Raw genomic sequence first — 18,091 nt, 5'->3', positions numbered from 1 at the left:
ATGGGGCTAATAGCGGTACGCTGAAGGCTCTACTTAAGACGAAAGTAGCAAGCGAAAAGCGACGCATAATCGGACGGAAAATCTTATGTGGGAAAAAATTGGGATAGCGTTGATGGGGTTTTGGCTACCTATCACTGGTTTGGCCACTGAGCCTGTGGGGCAAAGTACCCCTGATCAAGGTGGCTCTGAGCACGCTGCGCCTGAAATAGCAGGGTCGTTGGATGATGAGCTACGCGAGTGGTTTATTTTAAGTCATGGTAATGACTCAAATGCCTCATTCGTAGAGCTAGGCGACGATATCAATATTGATATCACTGGCTCTGTTGACGAGGAGACGTGGGAAGGCAAGGAGGCGCTCTCTATTAGCCTGACCGTGAACGAAGGGCAGTTGATCAATGCAGTGGTCATTTACTCAATAGGAAGTGCTATTTCCCCGCCGTTATTCACCTCTGAAGGCGGAGAAGTGGCGGTAACGCTAACTCATTATGAGCGCTCCAGCCAAACGGTTCACGTGGCAGGGAGAATAGAAGGGGTGCTGCTACTGCAAATCGAACTAGGTGAACCGCCAAGCCAGGAAGAGGGCATTGAAATCGACGTGGCGTTCGATGTAGAAGCGCAAAAAGTAGAGTTCTAAGCTTCCAGGTCGACGTTTGCCGACCTGATGAAAAGACCTCAGAGGCTATCCATGTCCACCAAAAGCGCTTAACCGAACTGCTGGTGCAGCCAGGTATTAATAGTGTCAGATTCGTACATCCACTCTTCACGCCCATCGTCGTGGGTGATTCTCAAGCAGGGCACTTTGACTTTGCCGCCCCCTTCCAAGAGCGCCTGCTTATGGGCAGGATCAAGTTGAGCATCACGTACCTCAATGTTTAAACCCAGCCGCGCTATCTCTTTGCGCACCTTGATGCAGAAAGGGCAGGTGCGAAATTGGTACAGCGCAAGGTTCTGGCACACTTGATCCACCTTGGCTTGCTCTTCAGGCGTACGCTCTACTGACTTAGGCGTGGAAAGCTTCTCGGAAATCAGCATGACCGGGGCGAGCACCAAGCGAAGACCACGAAAGAAATAGCGAATTAAAATGCGCATCGAAAAAGGCTCCTGTGCTGAGATGTTGGCTTACATCAGCGTGACAAGTGGGAAGAAAGGGGTCGTCATCGTAAGTAAACAGTGGCCGCATCCTGCAACAACTAAAGAGATTTGTCACTTGAGTGGTGCTTTGTAAGCGTTTATGGCGATGAATAGATGAGCAAATAGCCTCAACATGCTAGGCTACTTGGCTATTTTTACGCCATTTTTTGGCTTTTAGTGAATTGGTTTACGGGCGATTAACGGGGCGAGAGCCATGCATCTGCATATTATGGGTATCTGCGGCACCTTTATGGGTAGCCTGGCACTGCTGGCGCGTGAAATGGGGCACCAGGTGAGTGGCTCCGATCAAAATGTTTACCCACCCATGAGCACTCAGTTGGTTGATGCGGGCATCACCTTGATGGAGGGCTACCACGCCGAGCATCTGTCGCCAGCGCCGGATCTTGTCGTGGTGGGCAATGCCTTGTCACGGGGCAATGAAGAGGTTGAAGCGTTACTCAATAGCGGTCTGCCGTATACCTCGGGGGCGCAGTGGTTGGCGGAGCACGTGCTGCCCGGCCGACACGTCATTGCGGTGGCAGGTACCCATGGTAAAACCACCACCGCCAGCGTATTAGCCTGGCTTTTAGAGAGTGCCGACTTAGCGCCGGGGTTTTTAATCGGTGGCGTGCCACGTAATTTTGGCGTATCGGCGCGTTTGGGTGATCCGCAGGCGCCGTTTGTGGTGGAAGCTGATGAGTACGACACCGCTTTCTTCGATAAACGTTCCAAGTTTGTTCACTACCGTCCGCATATCGCCATCCTCAACAATCTTGAGTTTGACCACGCCGATATCTTCCCCGACTTGGCAGCTATTGAGCGCCAGTTCCATCATCTGGTGCGCACCGTGCCTAGTCATGGCCACTTATTAGTTGCTGATGAGCAGCCCTCCCTTGAACGCGTGCTGAGCCAGGGCGCCTGGACGCCGGTAGCGCATTTTGGCGACCAGACCGCGAGCGAATGGCAGCTTAAACTAGAGCGCGCCGACGCTAGCCGCTTCCAGGTTATTTATAGCGGTGGCGTGCCCGGCCAGGATAGCCATTCTCAGAATAACAAGGGTCAGGAAGAAGATGGCGTCGTTGAGTGGCCGCTGACTGGCGAGCACAACGCGCGCAATGCCCTGGCAGCGTTGGCAGCGGCGCATTTGTGTGGGGTTGATTTAGCCCGTGGCTGTGCAGCGCTTGCGCGTTTTGAAACGCCCAGGAGGCGTCAGGAAGTGCGTGGTGAAATCAATGGTATTCAGGTAATCGATGATTTCGCCCACCATCCCACGGCGATTGCCGCGACGCTCAAAGGGCTACGAGCGGCAACCACTAAAGGGCGACTGCTGGCGGTCATTGAGCCTCGCTCGAACACCATGCGCTTAGGCGCCCTGCGCGAGCGGTTAATTGAGAGTGTTGCTGACGCTGATGGCGTGTTTTGGTTTCAGCCCGCCGGGCTTGACTGGTCGATGGACGAGTTGGTTGCCACGCAAGGGGCGCATGCCCAGCTGTTTAGCGATATTGATACGCTGGTGGCGGCAGTGGTCACCCAAGCGACACCGCTGGATCGTATTGTGGTGATGTCCAACGGTGGCTTTGAGGGAGTACATGATCGCTTGCTCACCGCATTAGCCGCCGCCAAGGAGGGGAAAGCGTGACAGATAGAGCCGAGGCATCGTTCAAAAAGCCGATTACCGTGGCACTCACCGGCGCATCCGGGGCTCAATACGGTTTGCGCTTGATTGATGTACTAGTCGCTGCAGGTCATGAAGTGTGGGTCATGATTTCGAAAGCCGCGCACATGGTCATCGCCACAGAAACAGATATTGAGCTGCCCGCACAGCCCCAGCGTTTAGCCGTGGCGCTGAGTGAGCGCAGTGGGGCGCGGCCCGGTCAGATTCGCTGCTTTGGTCGCGAAGACTGGATGGCGCCGGTGGCTTCAGGTTCTGGCGCGCCGTCTGCCATGGTGGTGTGCCCGTGCTCTACCGGCACGCTTTCTGCCGTTGCAACAGGGGCTAGCAATAACCTGATTGAGAGGGCAGCGGACGTGGCGATTAAAGAGCGCCGAATGCTTGTGCTGGTGCCGCGGGAAAGCCCATTTTCACCCATTCACTTGGAGCACATGTTGGCGTTGAGCCGCTTGGGCGTGGTCATTTTGCCGGCGGCTCCTGGGTTTTATCACTGCCCGCAAAGTATTGATGATCTGATTGATTTTATTGTAGCGCGCATCCTCAACCAGTTGGGAATCGAGCATTCGCTAGTGCCTCGCTGGGGAGAGGTCGAAGATAAGGATGAGTGATCTATGATGTCGTGGGCCACGCTGTCGGTTTTTGTGCCAACGTTTCTGTTTGTCTCGCTGACCCCTGGTATGTGCATGACCCTCGCCATGGTGCTTGGCATGACCCAAGGCGTTAAACGCACGCTGTGGATGATGGTGGGCGAGTTGCTGGGCGTTGGCTTAGTGGCTGCCGCCGCAGGCGCGGGGGTGGCTGCGTTGATGCTGCGTCAGCCAGAGCTGTTTGTACTGTTTAAATGGGTGGGCGGTGCTTACCTGGGCTATTTGGGTATTATGATGTGGCGCTCCCGAGGGCGCATGGCGATTCCCTGCGAGCTGGATGCGGGCCCACCCGCTAGCCACCTGCAGTTAGCCATGCAAGGGTTTGTTACCGCGGTGGCAAACCCTAAAGGATGGGCATTTTTTATGGTGCTGCTGCCGCCTTTTTTGGATAGTAGTCGTCCATTGCCGGGACAGCTCAGCTTGCTGATCGCGGTTATTTTGACCATTGAGTTTGCCAGCATGCTGGTCTACGCCACCGGTGGCAAAACGCTACGTAATGTGCTCGGTAAAAGCGGTAATGTGCGGCTACTGAATCGCATCGCCGGAACACTGATGATTGGGGTAGGTCTGTGGCTTGCCTTGGGGTAAAGCGGTGCTCATTTAAAGCTAAACCGGCGGGAGGAAGCCGACGCGAGCGCTGATAAGCACTAGCGATGCCACACTGAGCAGAAGCCATGGGCAGGGGCGCATCGGCGGGCGCAACTGCTGCTGCCAATGAAGTAGCGTGAGCGCGCAAACGACCAAACCGAGTAGCGCGCCTCCCACTAAGTCACTGAGCCAGTGCACGCCCACCACCAGTCTTGAAAGCGCCATGGGCAGCGCAAGCGCTAGTGCTATCCAGTACACCCAAAAGCGTTTTTGACGGGGTATCTCGGCAGCAACGAATGCCGCTGTAAGGCCAACGAGCACCACAGCGGTTGAGGTGTGGGCACTGGGGTAGGAAAACGAGCCCATTAAGTAGTCCGGTGTTTCTGGGCGAGCACGACCAAACAGCCCTTTGCCTACTATGTTTAGCAGGGCGACGCTGGCAAAGGCGCCACTCCAGTGCAGTAAAGCCTCCCATCTCTTACTCACCAGCATCCATGCTGCCCAAGGCAGTGTTAAAGCGATAATGCCCAGGGTGTCGCCAATGCGTGCAAAAACATTCCCCGCTAGGTACAAAACATCGCTCTGCAGCCAGGTGAACAGTTGCTGAATGAACAGATCCATCTCAAGCGGTTCATGGTGGGCGATGACCAGAAGTGTCCAGCCAGACAGACTGCCTAGCGCTATGACCAGTAACAGTAGTGAAGCCAAGGGAACATCACCGGTTTGGCTCATGGCCAGCCATGGCCTGCGTAGTAGCGGCATACGGCGAACGCTGCCAGCAATAGCCCGGTAAAGTCGCCCATGCCGCGTCGCCTGATGCCGACCCCAGGAGAAAATCACCGCGAGCACGACAATGATCGCTGCGAGGATAAGCAGTGCAGCCTCTAAACCCGGCGGTAGATTCAAATGATGCTGCCAGGTACGCCCTAACAAATAACCGGGCAGTATATAGGCAGGCGCCCACAGCGCTGCAGAAGTGACGTTAGCCCATATAAAGGTGCGTGGCGGCATACGCATCATGCCTGCTACCAAGGGAATAATTGGTCGCACCGGGCCGACAAAACGGCCGATAAACACCGACCAAATGCCATAGCGCTCAAAGAACCGTGCCCCGCGGCCCAACCATTCGGGATGCAGGGAAAGGGGCCATCTCTGAGTGACCTGCTCATGATGCTTAAAGCCTAGCGAAAAACTTACGCCGTCGCCTAAAATAGCGCCTATGAAGGCGGCACCGATTAACCATGTCAGGCCAAGATCCTGGTGTCCCGCCAGGGAGGCTGCGGTAGTGATTAACACCACGCCCGGCACCAGCAGCCCGATCAAGGCAAGTGATTCTACTAATGAAATCACCAGCACCAGACAGACAATCAACGCAGGCGATGGCGTTAATGAGTGGAGCAGATCGGCTAGCGGCAAGGAGAGTACTCCAGCGTCAGATAAGAGACATTGAAAAGGCAGACTAGAGGTTGGCGAGGGCGGCGCCGCGGGTTTCCAGGCGCTTTACATATTGCGCAAAGTGCTCGGTGCGACTGGGTAAGCAGGCCGCAATGCGCGCTTCCAGTTGACCAGTTTCTACCAGTACACGCTGTGAAAGAGCTCTTTGTAAACGCTCGCGTACCAACAGGGCGCCGCTTTCACTAGTGTCAGGTAGAACCAGCCAAAAAGTGGCGCTGTCCGCGCGCCCCAGCACGTCATGATCGCGACAACGGCTATTCACTTCACCGCATAGCGCCCCCAGCAGCGCCGTTTGCGCACGATGGCCAAACTGCTCTGCTGCCATATCCAGCTGCGGTAAATGCAGTACCAGTACTGCCAGTTGCTGATTGAGCATGGCAGCGCGCTGGAACTCGCTGTGTAAGCGCTCTTTTAGCGTGTCCATGTGGAAAGCTTCGCAGTCGCTGTCGTTGGGGTCGGTAGCTCTTAAGAGTGCGCGGCGACGAGCATGCTCCCAGCGGGGGAGGGCAAGTAACAGTATTAAAGCAGCATAGCCCACGATAATCGCCGGTGGCGCGGAGGCGACCGAAGGAAGCAGCCACCACAATGGCCCAATGGCAATATTAATTAGCATTGCAGCCCATAGCGGTAACAGTAAAAACGCGGCGGTAATCGGCAGGCCTAACCATAGAGGTGATACCTGCGGCTGAAAATAGAAAGCGCCGAGCACTACCGAGTAGGTGCTGCAGAGTAGAATAATACGCGGTAGGTAGCTTTTCACGCCCTGCCCTATATGCATCAGCAGAGCTGCCATTAGCAGCAGGGTCATAAAGGTGGGAATCAGCAGGTCGCGGTAGTCACCCATGGCATACAGCCATAGTGCGTAGCCCGTCATCAACGCGATACTGGAAGTATAAGCCAGGGTCATTAATCGTTTGGGGAGGTGCTCAATCATATCGTCTCCCGCACCCGCTCAGCCGGAAGTTTGCTGATTTCAAACACCGAAAGCGTTGCCGGTTCGATATCGATTAATTCAAGATGTTCACTCGTAATATTGTCGGGTAAGTCGGCGAGTAGTCGGCTGCGTCGTTGAGCGGCTTCTCTAGGTGAGCGGGCAAGAATGAGGGTCACCAGCGTTGTGCTGCTTAAGCGGTAAACGTTTTCAAAATCATAGGTTAATTCGCATAGCTTTTGCGCCATTGGCCACAGTTGGTGGCGTTTTACGTGCAGAATAAACAGTTCCGCATGAACGCCTTCACGCTCGCAGCGCGTTTGTTCCCGGGCGATATCGCGCAGTAACTGCTCTCCGGCCCAAAGGTTAAGGCCGGGGATCAATCGCAGGCGTTGTCGAATGGAGCCGTTCATATCAATAAGCTGCTGGGCTCTGGATAAGGCCAGCAGGCCAAGCACCAGCAGTGAGCAAATCAGCAGAACAAACGCTGACGCCTCTAATTGAGGTGCTACCATTACAGCGCTAATCAGTGCAGCGCTGAGGTTAAAAGCGGCGACCCAATTGTTTTGCGGCAGCATCAGCATTGCTGCCCACGCCCAGATTAAAATGCCGTGTCGTTCTGGCGCAGCGGCAATTAAGCCCAGTAGCAGTGCTCCCGGTACAATTTGCCATGGCAATCCTCGCGAACGACGGTGGCTAAAATCAAGCATCAGCGCGGTGATGAGTAACCAGCCGACTGATAGCCACAGCACTAGGGCAGCAGCAGGGGGGGTAGCGGGTGTCCATAGTGCCAAAGCGACGGCAGCAGCTAAAAGGTTGGCACGTAGTAGGCGGATTTTGTACTTGCTTTGCATGGTGACTTACTATTCGTCCTGAATAACCAGATGTATCTCATCAAGTAAAGTAATTGTAGGATAATAAATGTACGCGAGACATATTAGTGCCTTAATCGTCCTCAGTATAACGATGAAATGACGTAACATAAGCAAAACATGTAAAACACGACACATGGTTAATTAAAAAATTAAAGTATCCTTCCGCACGGAGACACTATGAGCGCTTCAACACCGTTCCAAGACGAGGCCCATCAGCACTTAACTGCCGGGAATGTGCCCGCCTACATGCAGGCCTTGGGGCAAGCTGCGCGACGCGCCGCCAGTGAACTGCGGCGGGCGGATACCGGGTTGAAAAACCGTGCGCTGATGGCTATGGGGCAGCGCTTGGCCGATGCGCGAGCCAAAATACTGGATGCCAACACAGAGGATTTACAGCGTGGCCGCGAGAGCGGTTTGGAAAGCGCGCTATTGGATCGCTTAGCGCTGAATGACGCGCGTATCGACGCCATGATTGAAGGGCTACAGCAGGTAGCGGGCTTACCCGACCCGGTGGGCGAAATTGGCGATATGCGTTATCGGCCTAGCGGCATCCAAGTGGGCAAAATGCGCGTACCGCTGGGCGTCATCGGGATTATTTACGAGTCGCGCCCCAATGTGACCCTGGAAGCCGCCAGCCTATGTTTGAAGTCGGGTAACGCCTGTATTTTGCGCGGCGGGTCGGAAGCCAGCCAGTCAAATGCCGCCATTAGTGCCTGTATTCAAGCAGGGTTAGCTGATGTAGGCCTGCCAGCGGGTAGTGTGCAGGTGGTCGCCACCACTGATCGCGCGGCGGTGGGTGAAATGATTAGCATGCCGGAATATGTCGACGTGATTATCCCCCGCGGTGGAAAGTCGTTGATTGAGCGTATCAGCCGTGATGCCCGCGTACCGGTTATCAAACATCTCGACGGTGTTTGTCATGTATATATCGATACCACTGCTGATCCCGCCAAAGCGCTAGCCATCGCGGTCAATGCGAAAACTCATCGCTACGGCACCTGTAATACCATGGAAACGTTGCTGGTTGATGCGCCGATTGCTGACCTGCTGCTGCCGGAGCTGGCCCGCGCTTATGCCGAACATGAAGTTGAACTGCGTGGCTGCCAGCGTACGCAGGCACTGTTGCCACAGGCGGCAGTTGCTGAAGAAGCCGATTGGTATGCCGAGTATTTGGCCCCTGTACTGGCAATCAAAGTGGTCGATGGTATCGATGAAGCGATTGCCCATATTGAACAGTACGGTTCTCACCACACTGATGCGATTGTCACCCAGGATTATTCACTCGCACGCCGCTTTATGGCGGAAGTCGACTCCAGTTCGGTGATTGTTAATGCCTCTACTCGGTTTGCCGATGGTTTTGAGTACGGGCTTGGCGCTGAGATCGGAATTTCAACCGACAAGCTTCACGCCCGTGGGCCTGTTGGTTTGGAAGGGCTAACCACTCAGAAATACGTCGTATTTGGCGATGGCCAGGTACGTGAATAGGGTGGTGGCATGAGTCAAACGGAGCAGCGTATCGGCATGTTAGGCGGCACCTTTGACCCTATTCATCTGGGGCACTTGCGCAGCGCGGTAGAGTTGCATGAGGCGCTGTCGCTTGATCGGCTACACATGATACCGGCTCAACAGCCACCGCTACGCGGGCGACCCCAAGTCTCGGCGACACAGAGGTTGGCGCTATTAGAAGCGGGTATCGGTGCGACGCCCGGGCTGATCGCCGATGACCGCGAGCTGCGCCGTGACGGCCCCTCTTATAGCGTCGATACACTGGCTGAGCTGCGTGCGGAAGTTGGCGAACAGGCCCGTCTGGTGATGGCGATTGGTTTTGATGCCTTCTTGCGGCTCGCCCAGTGGCACCAGCCTGAGCGCTTGTTTGAGTTTGCTCATCTAGTGGTGATTGCCAGACCGGGTTATGACGATCCGTTACCGGAATCATTAATGGAACTGGTGGCGCATCGCAGAGTCGATAGCGTAGACGCATTGATGCATCGGCCTTGCGGCGGCTATCTGCCGTTGGAACTGCCATCACTGATGGCGATCTCGGCAACGTATATCCGCGAGCGTTTGGAGGCCGGGAAAAGCGTGCGCTATTTACTGCCAGAAGCCGTTGAATTGGCCATTACGCAGGACGGACTTTATCGACAACGCGAATAGCGCTGGCAGTCATCAAAGAAGCCGTTACAATGGCCGGCTTTATTGACCGATTAACCAATAAGGTTGTCTTTAGGAGTCATGCACATCGATACATTGAAAAATCTAGCGGTTGACGCGCTAGAAGAACTGAAAGCACGTGACATTACGCAGTTGGATGTTGCCAAATTAACCGAGGTTACCGACCTCATGCTAATTGCCAGCGGCACTTCGACTCGCCATGTGGCTGCCCTGGCGCAAAACGTCGTGGAAAAAGCCAAGGCTGCAGGGCTTGGCCCGCTGGGCGTTGAAGGTGGCGATAACGCTGATTGGGTACTGGTTGACTTGGGGGATGTTGTTGTCCACGTAATGATGCCCGAGGCACGCACCTTGTATGACTTAGAGCGGCTATGGGCCGATCTACCTAGCGACTCGGGTGCCATTGGCGACTCTCTTGAGCGCTTCCAAGAGCGAGCCGGCATGTCATGAAGATCCGGCTGTTAGCGGTGGGAAGCAAAATGCCTGGCTGGGTAGAAGAGGGCGTAAATACTTACCGCAAGCGGCTGCCGAGAGATTTTAATCTCGAGATAGAAGAAATTGCCCTCGGTCAGCGTGGCAAAAATGCAGATATCGCGAAGGCGCGCGCCCAAGAGGCGCAGCGAATTCGCGATAAGTTGCGTGGCGACGAGTATCTAGTCGCGCTGGAAGTCAAAGGTAAGCCTTGGACCACCGAACAGTTAGCGCAAGAAGCCGATGCTTGGCGTATGGCCGGGCGAGATATTGTCCTGCTTGTAGGGGGGCCAGACGGTCTCGAGCCCTCACTCTCTGCGACGGCTGACAAAACCTGGTCGATCTCCCCGCTGACGCTGCCCCACCCACTGGTGCGGATTATGCTGGCCGAGCAGCTCTACCGTGCCTGGACACTACTGGTAGGTCACCCTTATCACCGCTGACGGCTAACTGAGATGGTGAGCGATCACTGTTACGGCCAGCTGCGCCTTTTATTTGATTTGATTGTTTGATTTGAGAGTCATCGTTGCCATGCTCAAGCGCCCCAACACGCTAAAAAACTCCGAGCAAGAACTGCGTATTTTTCGTGTTAGAGCGCTACTCGCGGTGTTAGTGGTTTTTACGCTTGCAGGCTTGCTAACGAGTCGCTTGGTTTATTTACAGATCGTCCAGCATGATATGTACAGCACGCGCTCCGAAAATAACCGGGTTCGCGTCGAGCCGCTGCCGCCGAACCGCGGTTTGATCTATGACCGCAACGGTGTGCTGCTGGCTGAAAACCGTCCCACCTACAACCTCACGCTGGTTCGCGAGCGTGTCGATAACCTAGACGAAACCCTGGCGCTATTGGTCGACCTGCTTGAACTGCCTGAAGAGGAGATCGAGGCGTTCAATGTGCGTTCACGCCAACGCCAGCGTCCTTTCCAGCCAGCCCTTCTTACCAGTGACTTAAGCGAAGCGCAAATTGCCCGTTTGGCGGTTAATCGTCACCGTCTGCCTGGGGTCGAGATAGAGGCTCAGCCGCTGCGCTACTATCCCGATGCCGAAATCATGGCACACACACTGGGCTACGTTGGGCGGATTAACGCCGAAGAGATGGAAACCCTGGACGCGGGTCGATACGCAGGGACTCATTTTATCGGTAAGACGGGGGTTGAGCGTTTTTATGAAGAAGAGCTGCACGGCCAGGCAGGCTTGCGCAAAGTTGAGACAAACGCTCGCGGGCGAGTCTTGCGGGAGCTTGGGCGAACCGATCCGGTGCCTGGTAAGAACCTAACCTTAACCCTGGATAAGTCGCTGCAAACACTGGCCTACGAATTGCTGGATGGTCGTCGCGGCTCCATTGTGGCTATCGTGCCGGGTACTGGTGAGATCCTTGCCATGGTATCGACACCGGGTTTTGACAGTAACCAGTTTGTCACCGGTATTGATGTTGCGTCTTATCGCGATTTGCAGCAAGACCTTGATCTCCCTCTGTTTAACCGCGCGACTCGCGGTCACTATCCTCCCGGCTCTACGATTAAGCCCTTTCTTGCGCTCGCGGGGTTGGTGGAAGGGGTAATCACTCCAGACAGCACCATCAACGACCCTGGTTACTACCAACTGCCTAATGATTCCCGACGCTATCGCAACTGGCTGCGTTGGGGGCACGGGCGGGTAGATTTAGAACGAGCTTTAGCGGTATCTAATAACACCTATTTTTATACCCTTGCGCACGATTTAGGCATTGATGATTTACATGATCAAATGAGTAATTTTGGCTTTGGCCGACGTGTAGCCCATGACGTTCAGGGAGAGAGTGGTGCTTTGATGCCTTCGCGAGATTGGAAGCGTGGCCGCTTTAACCAGCCCTGGTATCCTGGGGAAACCCTCTCGGTGGGGATTGGGCAAGGCTATTGGCAGGTAACGCCTCTCCAGCTAGCCAGTGCTACCGCAACGCTGGCCAATCGGGGCCATTGGGTGAAACCAAGGCTGGCCCGTCAGATTGGTGATACCCCTGTGCCACGTGATCTGCCGGATACGTTAGATGATATTGTGCTCGCCAATGATAGCTGGTGGGATCGTGTCTTCAGCGGCATGGAAAAGGTGATTAGTGGCACGGAAGGCACTGCCCGGCGAACCGGTGTGGGCCTTGAGTACCGCATGGGCGGAAAATCAGGCACCGCACAAGTATTTTCGCTGGGGCAGGATCAGCGCTACAACGCCGATGAGTTGGCCGAACGACTGCGCGACCATGCGCTGTTTATGGCCTTTGCGCCGTTGGATGACCCCCAGATTGCTGTATCGGTTATTGTTGAAAATGCTGGTGGTGGCAGTACCCACGCGGCGCACCTGGCTCGTGCAATGACCGATGCCTGGTTACTTGAGGATGAGGCCCCCGACGTAGAGGAAGTGCGTGAAGTATTGGAAGAAGATGATGCCAATGTGGAGGGAAACTAAGCCATGCCTTGGCATTATATAGCCCGTTCGATGCGTGGCCATCCTGTTCGTCCGCCTGAGAGTGGTATCGCCCGGCGTAAAAGTATCTGGGAGCGAATTCATCTTGATCCTTGGCTGCTAGGCTTACTGCTGGTGCTGATGGGGAGCGGTTTAATCGTTCTTTACAGCGCTTCCGGACAATCTATTGATGCAGTTATTGGTCAAAGCGTGCGCTTTCTTATCGCGCTGGTAGGCATGGTAATTATTGCCCAGTTCTCTCCCTCGACCTTTTTGCGCTTCGCGCCATTGGCCTATTGCGTTGGCGTAGCCATGCTGATTGCCGTTGATGTAGTGGGTGATGTGGGCATGGGGGCGAAGCGCTGGCTAGTGATTCCTGGTGTGATACGTTTTCAGCCATCGGAAATGATGAAGTTAGCAGCCCCGTTAATGGTTGCTGCCTATCTAAATCGCTGCGAACTACCGCCCCGCCTGCGTGATATTGTCGTGTGCGGGGTCATTATTGGCGTGCCTGTGGTGCTAACCGCGATCCAACCTGATTTGGGTACTTCGCTGCTGGTATCTAGCGCGGCCCTTATTGTAGTGCTATTGGCGGGCTTGTCATGGCGTTTAATTGGATTTATTGCTGCCCTAGGAGCTGCGGGTGTGCCGCTGCTCTGGATGAATATGCATAACTACCAGCGTCAGCGGGTATTGACGTTTCTCAACCCTGAAAGCGATCCGTTGGGGTCAGGCTGGAATATTATTCAGTCGACCACGGCCATAGGTAGTGGAGGGCTATGGGGCAAGGGGTGGCTGCAGGGTACCCAGTCCCAGTTAGAGTTTTTACCTGAGCGACACACCGATTTCATCATTGCCGTGTTGGGCGAGGAGTTTGGTTTGGTGGGTATGCTGGTGCTGCTGTTCCTGTATCTATTGATTGTTAGCCGTGGTTTGTGGATGGCAAGCTCCGCGCAAGATACCTTTGGGCGTTTGGTGGCAGGCAGCATCATTTTAACTTTTTTTATCTACGTGTTCGTCAATATGGGCATGGTGAGCGGCATTTTGCCCGTGGTGGGAGTGCCGCTGCCGTTGGTTAGTTATGGCGGCACCTCTAGCGTGACCTTGTTAGCGGGTTTCGGTATTCTCATGTCGATACATGCGCATCGTCGGTTACTGTCGCGCTAGCGACGCTGCCTGCTTCAGACGCTAATGTTGCTCGGTAATGGATAATTCAGGATTGAATAGCTCAGGAGTGGAGAGCCAATGAACAAGGTTCAAGGGAAGACGAGCAGCTATGTGTTGGCCGCGCTGATGTGCTGGGTGGCCCCTGGGGTGTTTGCTGATCAGCCTTCACCGCAGGCTCAGTTTGAGACTCCTCGCCACTTTGCTCCCCAGCAAAATGCTGACAGCCAAGCGCTGGTGGAAGAGCTGGTCGAGCAAGGGTTACCGCAAGACTGGTTGGCAGAAGCGCTGGGGCAGGCGAGCTATACCCAAAGCGTATTAGATGCCATGGAGGGGGCTGCTGAGCGGCGTCTGAAGTGGTACGAATATCGTGCCATTTTTCTGACCCAGCAGCGCATTGAAGAGGGCGTGGAGTTTATCGATGCTCATGCCGACGCCTTGGCGCGAGCGGAAAGCACCTATGGTGTGCCCGCTGAAATCATTACCGCTATTATTGGTGTTGAAACTTACTATGGTCGCCATAAAGGCCAGCATCGCGTACTGGATTCGCTAGCCACACTGGCGTTTCATCATCCAGCAAGGGGCGCTTTTTTTCGCGGTGAGCTAGCGGCCTTTTTACGTATTGCCTACGAGCAGCAGGTCGACCCTACCGAGTTGCGCGGTTCCTATGCCGGCGCGATGGGTTACCCGCAGTTTATTCCCACCAGTTACCAAGCCTATGCTGTGGATTTTGATGGCGATGGACGACGTGATCTTTGGGAGAACCCGGTTGATGCGATTGGCAGCGTCGCGAATTACTTTGCCGAGCATAACTGGAAGCCGGGGGCTGATATCTACCACCAGGCCACTGGGCCAGACGTAATGCCCGTAGAGTTACTTCAGGAGCTCTCATTTAACCAAACCTCACCTCCCGCGGTGAGCATTGCTCAGTTGGCCACTCATGGGCTTGAGCCCAGTGAACCACTTGATGATAATTTGCCAGTGGTGCCGTTGGCGCTTGAGTTCGACAATGGGGAGACCCGTTACCGGTTTGGCGAGTATAATTTTTACGTGATTACCCGCTACAACCATAGCCACCTCTATGCCATGGCCGTAGCCGAGTTGGCGGAAGCGATTGCTGAGCTACACGAGGATGAGGTATGAAGAGCAAATTGAGGACTAGCCAGCGGGCAGTTGGTGCGATTGTCTTACTGGCGCTGGTCAGCGGCTGTGCCAGCAATGACACTCAGCGGGTAGATGCCTCCGGTTCCGAGAATAAAGCGGCGGTTCCTGCTTCAACGGCGGCCACCACTGGTAGTGGCCGCTATGCCATGAGTGGTGATGCCTATCCACTCGAGCCGCCGGATGTTACCAAAGTGCCCGACGCAGAGCCCCGCATCGAGCAGCCTTCTAGAGCGGGCAACCGCTCTAGCTATGAAGTGTGGGGGAAAACCTACCAAGTGCTGCCTGATGCAACGGGTTATGAGAAACGTGGTACGGCTTCCTGGTATGGCGAAAAATTCCATGGCTACGCGACCTCAAACGGTGAAATCTACGACATGTATAAAATGTCGGCGGCGCACCGTTCGCTGCCTCTACCCACCTTTGCGCGAGTCACAAGCCTGGATAACGGGCGATCAGTCATTGTCCGAGTGAACGACCGTGGCCCCTTCCACAGTGACCGTGAGATCGATCTCTCCTACGCGGCAGCCGCCCGGCTAGGCTTCCTCGACAATGGCACCGGTTCCGTGAAAGTGGAAGCGATCAACCCTGAACAGTGGCTAGCCGAGCACGGCAGGGGCGCTGGCAGCGCTCCCCCACAGCCTCGCGTAGCCGAGGCGCCGCGGGTTGCTGAAAACGCTTCTTTGCCCGTTCCGCCGACGGCGTCTGCTACATCAGCGGCTGATCCTTCACCACAGGCGCAAACAGCGCAGCCGCCAAACGAAGGGGGAGGCGACGCCGTGTATCTGCAGATCGCGGCACTGGGTAATCCGGAAGGCGCTCAGCAGTTGCAGCAGCGTTTACAAGGTGAGCAGCCCCACGCGGTGCGTATTATGAACGACGCTGATGTTTATCGTGTTCAAGTGGGGCCCATCGCTCCGGGCCAAGAACCTCAAGCGCGAGAAACACTGCGCCAAGCAGGGTTCCCCCAGGTCTTTGTTGTGCGATAATTCACTCCCTGTTTATTTCCTGTGGCGCACCTTACGCGCCGCCGTTTTTTTAAAATAAGCTTTTCAAGTAAGCTTTCAAGTAAGTGAGACTGACGTTATGAACGTGTTTACATCCATTGGCCGCTCTGCACGCTTGTGCCTCTTTGCTGCCATGGCGACGGTTGCTGTGCCTGCCATTGCCCAGCCAACGCCTCAACCGGTAATTCCGCAGCCGCAAACCATTATCCCTTCAGCCCCTCAGTTAGCGGCAAGTTCGTGGATTCTGATGGATGCTAACAGTGGCCGTATCTTGGCCGAGCATAATTCCGATGAACGTTTGCCGCCGGCAAGTTTAACCAAGCTGATGACCGCCTATTTGGTAGAGCGTGAGCTCAATCGTGGCACCATTAAGCTCACTGATATGGTTAATATTAGCGAGAATGCCTGGCGTACCGGCGGTTCGAAAATGTTTATTGAGGTGGGTGATCAGGTTTCGGTGGATGATTTACTCCACGGTATCATCATTGTGTCGGGCAACGATGCCAGCGTCGCCATGGCAGAGCATTTGGCGGGTGGCGAGGTGCCCTTTGCCGATTTGATGAATCAGCATGCCACGCGGTTGGGTATGAATAACACTAACTTTCAGAACGCCACTGGCTTACCCGCCGACAATCACTACTCAACGGCTCATGACTTAGCGCGTTTATCCCAGCACATTATTAATGATTACCCTGATCATTACGAAATCTACTCCAATCGTACATTCTCCTATGGCGGTATTGATCAGCCCAACCGCAACCGCTTGCTGTGGCGTGATCCGTCGGTGGATGGCCTGAAAACCGGCTGGACGACAGAAGCCGGCTTCTGTCTGGTGTCTTCAGCTAAGCGTGATGATATGCGCTTGGTTTCCGTAGTGATGGGCACCAACTCTGATGAAGCGCGCGCTCAAGAAACCCAAAAGCTGCTCAGCTACGGTTTCCGCTTTTTCGAAACCATGAAGCTCTATGAGCGCGGTGCCGTATTGGCAACGCCGCGGGTGTGGGGCGGCGATAACAATGAGCTGCGTGTTGGTGTCGATGAAGAAGTCTTTATGACCCTGCCACGCAACCGCAACGAAGAGCTGCGTGCGCGCCTAAACCTCAATCCAGATCTACAGGCACCGATTGCCATTGGCGACGAGGTCGGTACGCTGGAAGTGCATTTAGGTGACGAAGTGGTCGGTGAGCGCCGCCTAGTGGCGCTGGAAAACATCGAAGAGGGTGGTCTCTTTAAGCGCCTGTTCGATCAGGTGCAGCGCTTCTTTAGTAACCTGATTAGTAATTTTACGGATTGATTATAGACTTACAGCCGGTAGGTTGATGGGTTCTAGCGTATATCTGTGATGAACCCAGTCTTTGTGAAAATCAGTCATTGTGAAAATATAGTCTTTGCGAAATAGGTTTGTTATGAAAAAAGGTGCTCCGGGACTTCGTGATTTGCGCCAACCGGCGGCTCAGGAGCCGCCTAAAATCACCTTCCCATGTGATTACTCGTTAAAAGTCGTCGGCGATGCGGCCGAAGACTTTCCTGCCTGTGTGTGCCAAGTGATTGTGCGCCATGACCCCGACTTCGATGCAACGGCAATGCAGGTGGTCGATAGCCGCAATGGCCGTTTTCAATCGGTACGTGTGGTGATTAGAGCGACCGGAGAGCAGCACATTAAAGAGTTGTTCGACGACCTCAAGGCTACTGGCCGTGTGCATATGGTGGTGTAACCGTGGATGACGCCGTCCCGATTGAGTTGCACGATTTGGGTCACCAGGCCTACCTGCCAGTATGGCAAGCTATGCGCACGCTAACCGATACACGGGATGCGCAAACCCCTGATCAGTTCTGGTTGGTCGAGCATGACCCAGTGTTTACCCAAGGACAGGCTGGTAAGCCCGAGCACCTGCTACTGCCCGGCGATATTCCGGTGGTGCACGTTGATCGGGGGGGGCAAGTCACTTATCACGGGCCAGGGCAGGTGGTGCTGTACCCGCTGCTGGATGTACGGCGGGGGAAAATTGGTGTGCGCGATTTAGTCACAGCATTGGAGAATGCCGTGATTGACGTCTTGAGCCACTATGGCGTGAGCGCCCGAGCTCGGCCCGATGCTCCAGGGGTTTATGTAATGACAGAGGCGGGTGAGGCGAAGATTGCCTCACTCGGCCTGCGTATTCGGCGGGGGGCGAGCTTTCACGGCGTGGCGTTGAATGTAGACGGCGACCTGACGCCTTTTTTGCGCATTAACCCCTGCGGCTATGCAGGTATGCCCATGGCGAAGTTGGCTGACCTCGTCTCGTTGCCAGGTGATCATCGGGTGGGTGAGCAACTGGCCGAGGCGCTGGCTAAACGGCTAAACCGCGCATTGGTCAGTGTCGAGAACACGTCACTGTAAAATT

Annotated in this window: 19 protein-coding genes; 15 read left to right on the top strand and 4 right to left on the bottom strand. The window is 55.0% G+C overall.

The window, feature by feature from the left end; translation table 11 throughout:
* Window positions 1–85: 85 nt before the first annotated feature.
* The gene (locus HZU72_RS16165; protein WP_180093894.1) at window positions 86–634 is read left to right on the top strand and encodes a hypothetical protein; all 549 of its coding nucleotides are present in this window, start codon (window positions 86–88) and stop codon (window positions 632–634) included.
* Window positions 635–702: 68 nt separating this feature from the next.
* Here the strand turns inward: HZU72_RS16165 and HZU72_RS16160 are convergent, their stop codons facing one another.
* Window positions 703–1,089, bottom strand: coding sequence for a glutaredoxin family protein (locus HZU72_RS16160; RefSeq protein WP_180093892.1), 387 nt, complete (start codon window positions 1,087–1,089; stop codon window positions 703–705).
* 256 nt (window positions 1,090–1,345) lie between these two features.
* Here HZU72_RS16160 and mpl point away from each other — a divergent pair, with 256 nt between their 5' ends.
* Genes mpl through HZU72_RS16145 form a run of 3 tightly spaced genes read left to right on the top strand, consistent with a single transcriptional unit; the run spans window position 1,346 to window position 4,038 of the window.
* Window positions 1,346–2,770: a UDP-N-acetylmuramate:L-alanyl-gamma-D-glutamyl-meso-diaminopimelate ligase gene (mpl, locus tag HZU72_RS16155; protein WP_180093890.1), complete on the top strand. Its 1,425-nt coding sequence runs from the start codon at window positions 1,346–1,348 to the stop codon at window positions 2,768–2,770.
* Window positions 2,767–3,411, top strand: a complete 645-nt coding sequence (locus HZU72_RS16150; RefSeq protein WP_180093888.1) for a flavin prenyltransferase UbiX — start codon at window positions 2,767–2,769, stop codon at window positions 3,409–3,411. The genes mpl and HZU72_RS16150 overlap by 4 nt, the downstream gene beginning before the upstream one ends.
* Before the next feature lie 3 nt (window positions 3,412–3,414).
* Window positions 3,415–4,038, top strand: a complete 624-nt coding sequence (locus tag HZU72_RS16145; RefSeq protein ID WP_180093886.1) for a LysE family translocator — start codon at window positions 3,415–3,417, stop codon at window positions 4,036–4,038.
* Between the two features lie 18 nt (window positions 4,039–4,056).
* On the opposite strand, the gene HZU72_RS16140 is transcribed toward HZU72_RS16145, so the two are convergent.
* Genes HZU72_RS16140 through HZU72_RS16130 form a run of 3 tightly spaced genes read right to left on the bottom strand, consistent with a single transcriptional unit; the run spans window position 4,057 to window position 7,278 of the window.
* Window positions 4,057–5,454, bottom strand: coding sequence for a bifunctional DedA family/phosphatase PAP2 family protein (locus HZU72_RS16140; RefSeq protein ID WP_180093884.1), 1,398 nt, complete (start codon window positions 5,452–5,454; stop codon window positions 4,057–4,059).
* A 43-nt stretch (window positions 5,455–5,497) separates the two neighbouring features.
* The gene (locus HZU72_RS16135) at window positions 5,498–6,427 is read right to left on the bottom strand and encodes a diguanylate cyclase domain-containing protein (protein WP_180093882.1); all 930 of its coding nucleotides are present in this window, start codon (window positions 6,425–6,427) and stop codon (window positions 5,498–5,500) included.
* Complete coding sequence (locus HZU72_RS16130; protein ID WP_180093876.1) at window positions 6,424–7,278, bottom strand: hypothetical protein; 855 nt, start codon at window positions 7,276–7,278, stop codon at window positions 6,424–6,426. The genes HZU72_RS16135 and HZU72_RS16130 overlap by 4 nt, the downstream gene beginning before the upstream one ends.
* Window positions 7,279–7,476: 198 nt before the next feature.
* Here HZU72_RS16130 and HZU72_RS16125 point away from each other — a divergent pair, with 198 nt between their 5' ends.
* From HZU72_RS16125 to lipB, 11 genes are all read left to right on the top strand, one after another.
* Window positions 7,477–8,784, top strand: coding sequence for a glutamate-5-semialdehyde dehydrogenase (locus tag HZU72_RS16125; RefSeq protein ID WP_180093873.1), 1,308 nt, complete (start codon window positions 7,477–7,479; stop codon window positions 8,782–8,784).
* Between the two features lie 9 nt (window positions 8,785–8,793).
* Window positions 8,794–9,453 (top strand): nicotinate-nucleotide adenylyltransferase, encoded by a 660-nt coding sequence (gene nadD / locus HZU72_RS16120; protein WP_180093871.1) that lies wholly within the window; start codon window positions 8,794–8,796, stop codon window positions 9,451–9,453.
* 78 nt (window positions 9,454–9,531) lie between these two features.
* On the top strand, window positions 9,532–9,918 hold the full coding sequence (gene rsfS, locus HZU72_RS16115; protein WP_022523156.1) for a ribosome silencing factor: 387 nt from the start codon (window positions 9,532–9,534) through the stop codon (window positions 9,916–9,918).
* Entirely contained in the window at window positions 9,915–10,382 is a 468-nt protein-coding gene (gene rlmH, locus HZU72_RS16110; protein WP_009286999.1) for a 23S rRNA (pseudouridine(1915)-N(3))-methyltransferase RlmH, read from the top strand. Before rsfS ends, rlmH begins: the two co-directional genes overlap by 4 nt.
* 88 nt (window positions 10,383–10,470) lie before the next feature.
* Window positions 10,471–12,378, top strand: a complete 1,908-nt coding sequence (mrdA, locus tag HZU72_RS16105) for a penicillin-binding protein 2 (protein ID WP_180093869.1) — start codon at window positions 10,471–10,473, stop codon at window positions 12,376–12,378.
* Between the two features lie 3 nt (window positions 12,379–12,381).
* Complete coding sequence (rodA, locus tag HZU72_RS16100; RefSeq protein WP_180093867.1) at window positions 12,382–13,542, top strand: rod shape-determining protein RodA; 1,161 nt, start codon at window positions 12,382–12,384, stop codon at window positions 13,540–13,542.
* A 78-nt stretch (window positions 13,543–13,620) separates the two neighbouring features.
* Window positions 13,621–14,682 (top strand): lytic murein transglycosylase B, encoded by a 1,062-nt coding sequence (gene mltB, locus HZU72_RS16095; RefSeq protein WP_180093865.1) that lies wholly within the window; start codon window positions 13,621–13,623, stop codon window positions 14,680–14,682.
* Window positions 14,679–15,689 (top strand): septal ring lytic transglycosylase RlpA family protein, encoded by a 1,011-nt coding sequence (locus tag HZU72_RS16090; RefSeq protein ID WP_180093863.1) that lies wholly within the window; start codon window positions 14,679–14,681, stop codon window positions 15,687–15,689. Before mltB ends, HZU72_RS16090 begins: the two co-directional genes overlap by 4 nt.
* A 97-nt stretch (window positions 15,690–15,786) precedes the next feature.
* Window positions 15,787–17,001 (top strand): D-alanyl-D-alanine carboxypeptidase family protein, encoded by a 1,215-nt coding sequence (locus HZU72_RS16085; RefSeq protein ID WP_180093862.1) that lies wholly within the window; start codon window positions 15,787–15,789, stop codon window positions 16,999–17,001.
* 112 nt (window positions 17,002–17,113) lie between these two features.
* Complete coding sequence (locus HZU72_RS16080) at window positions 17,114–17,422, top strand: HP0495 family protein (RefSeq protein ID WP_022523161.1); 309 nt, start codon at window positions 17,114–17,116, stop codon at window positions 17,420–17,422.
* A gap of 2 nt (window positions 17,423–17,424) precedes the next feature.
* The gene (gene lipB, locus HZU72_RS16075) at window positions 17,425–18,087 is read left to right on the top strand and encodes a lipoyl(octanoyl) transferase LipB (RefSeq protein ID WP_180093860.1); all 663 of its coding nucleotides are present in this window, start codon (window positions 17,425–17,427) and stop codon (window positions 18,085–18,087) included.
* Window positions 18,088–18,091: the final 4 nt, after the last annotated feature.

Source organism: Vreelandella sedimenti, from assembly GCF_013416325.1.
Taxonomy (GTDB): domain Bacteria; phylum Pseudomonadota; class Gammaproteobacteria; order Pseudomonadales; family Halomonadaceae; genus Vreelandella; species Vreelandella sedimenti.
Note: the sequence above shows the minus strand (reverse complement) of the source record. Positions and strands in the feature narration are given on the sequence as shown.

Coding starts and splice junctions, on each gene's coding strand:
- mrdA (WP_180093869.1), top strand. CDS start 10,471: ATGCTCAAGCGCCCCAACACGCTAAAAAACTCCGAGCAAGAACTGCGT.
- HZU72_RS16160 (WP_180093892.1), bottom strand. CDS start 1,089: ATGCGCATTTTAATTCGCTATTTCTTTCGTGGTCTTCGCTTGGTGCTC.
- mltB (WP_180093865.1), top strand. CDS start 13,621: ATGAACAAGGTTCAAGGGAAGACGAGCAGCTATGTGTTGGCCGCGCTG.
- HZU72_RS16145 (WP_180093886.1), top strand. CDS start 3,415: ATGATGTCGTGGGCCACGCTGTCGGTTTTTGTGCCAACGTTTCTGTTT.
- HZU72_RS16085 (WP_180093862.1), top strand. CDS start 15,787: ATGAACGTGTTTACATCCATTGGCCGCTCTGCACGCTTGTGCCTCTTT.
- HZU72_RS16135 (WP_180093882.1), bottom strand. CDS start 6,427: ATGATTGAGCACCTCCCCAAACGATTAATGACCCTGGCTTATACTTCC.
- nadD (WP_180093871.1), top strand. CDS start 8,794: ATGAGTCAAACGGAGCAGCGTATCGGCATGTTAGGCGGCACCTTTGAC.
- HZU72_RS16080 (WP_022523161.1), top strand. CDS start 17,114: ATGAAAAAAGGTGCTCCGGGACTTCGTGATTTGCGCCAACCGGCGGCT.
- HZU72_RS16125 (WP_180093873.1), top strand. CDS start 7,477: ATGAGCGCTTCAACACCGTTCCAAGACGAGGCCCATCAGCACTTAACT.
- HZU72_RS16165 (WP_180093894.1), top strand. CDS start 86: ATGTGGGAAAAAATTGGGATAGCGTTGATGGGGTTTTGGCTACCTATC.
- HZU72_RS16130 (WP_180093876.1), bottom strand. CDS start 7,278: ATGCAAAGCAAGTACAAAATCCGCCTACTACGTGCCAACCTTTTAGCT.
- HZU72_RS16090 (WP_180093863.1), top strand. CDS start 14,679: ATGAAGAGCAAATTGAGGACTAGCCAGCGGGCAGTTGGTGCGATTGTC.
- rodA (WP_180093867.1), top strand. CDS start 12,382: ATGCCTTGGCATTATATAGCCCGTTCGATGCGTGGCCATCCTGTTCGT.
- mpl (WP_180093890.1), top strand. CDS start 1,346: ATGCATCTGCATATTATGGGTATCTGCGGCACCTTTATGGGTAGCCTG.
- rsfS (WP_022523156.1), top strand. CDS start 9,532: ATGCACATCGATACATTGAAAAATCTAGCGGTTGACGCGCTAGAAGAA.
- rlmH (WP_009286999.1), top strand. CDS start 9,915: ATGAAGATCCGGCTGTTAGCGGTGGGAAGCAAAATGCCTGGCTGGGTA.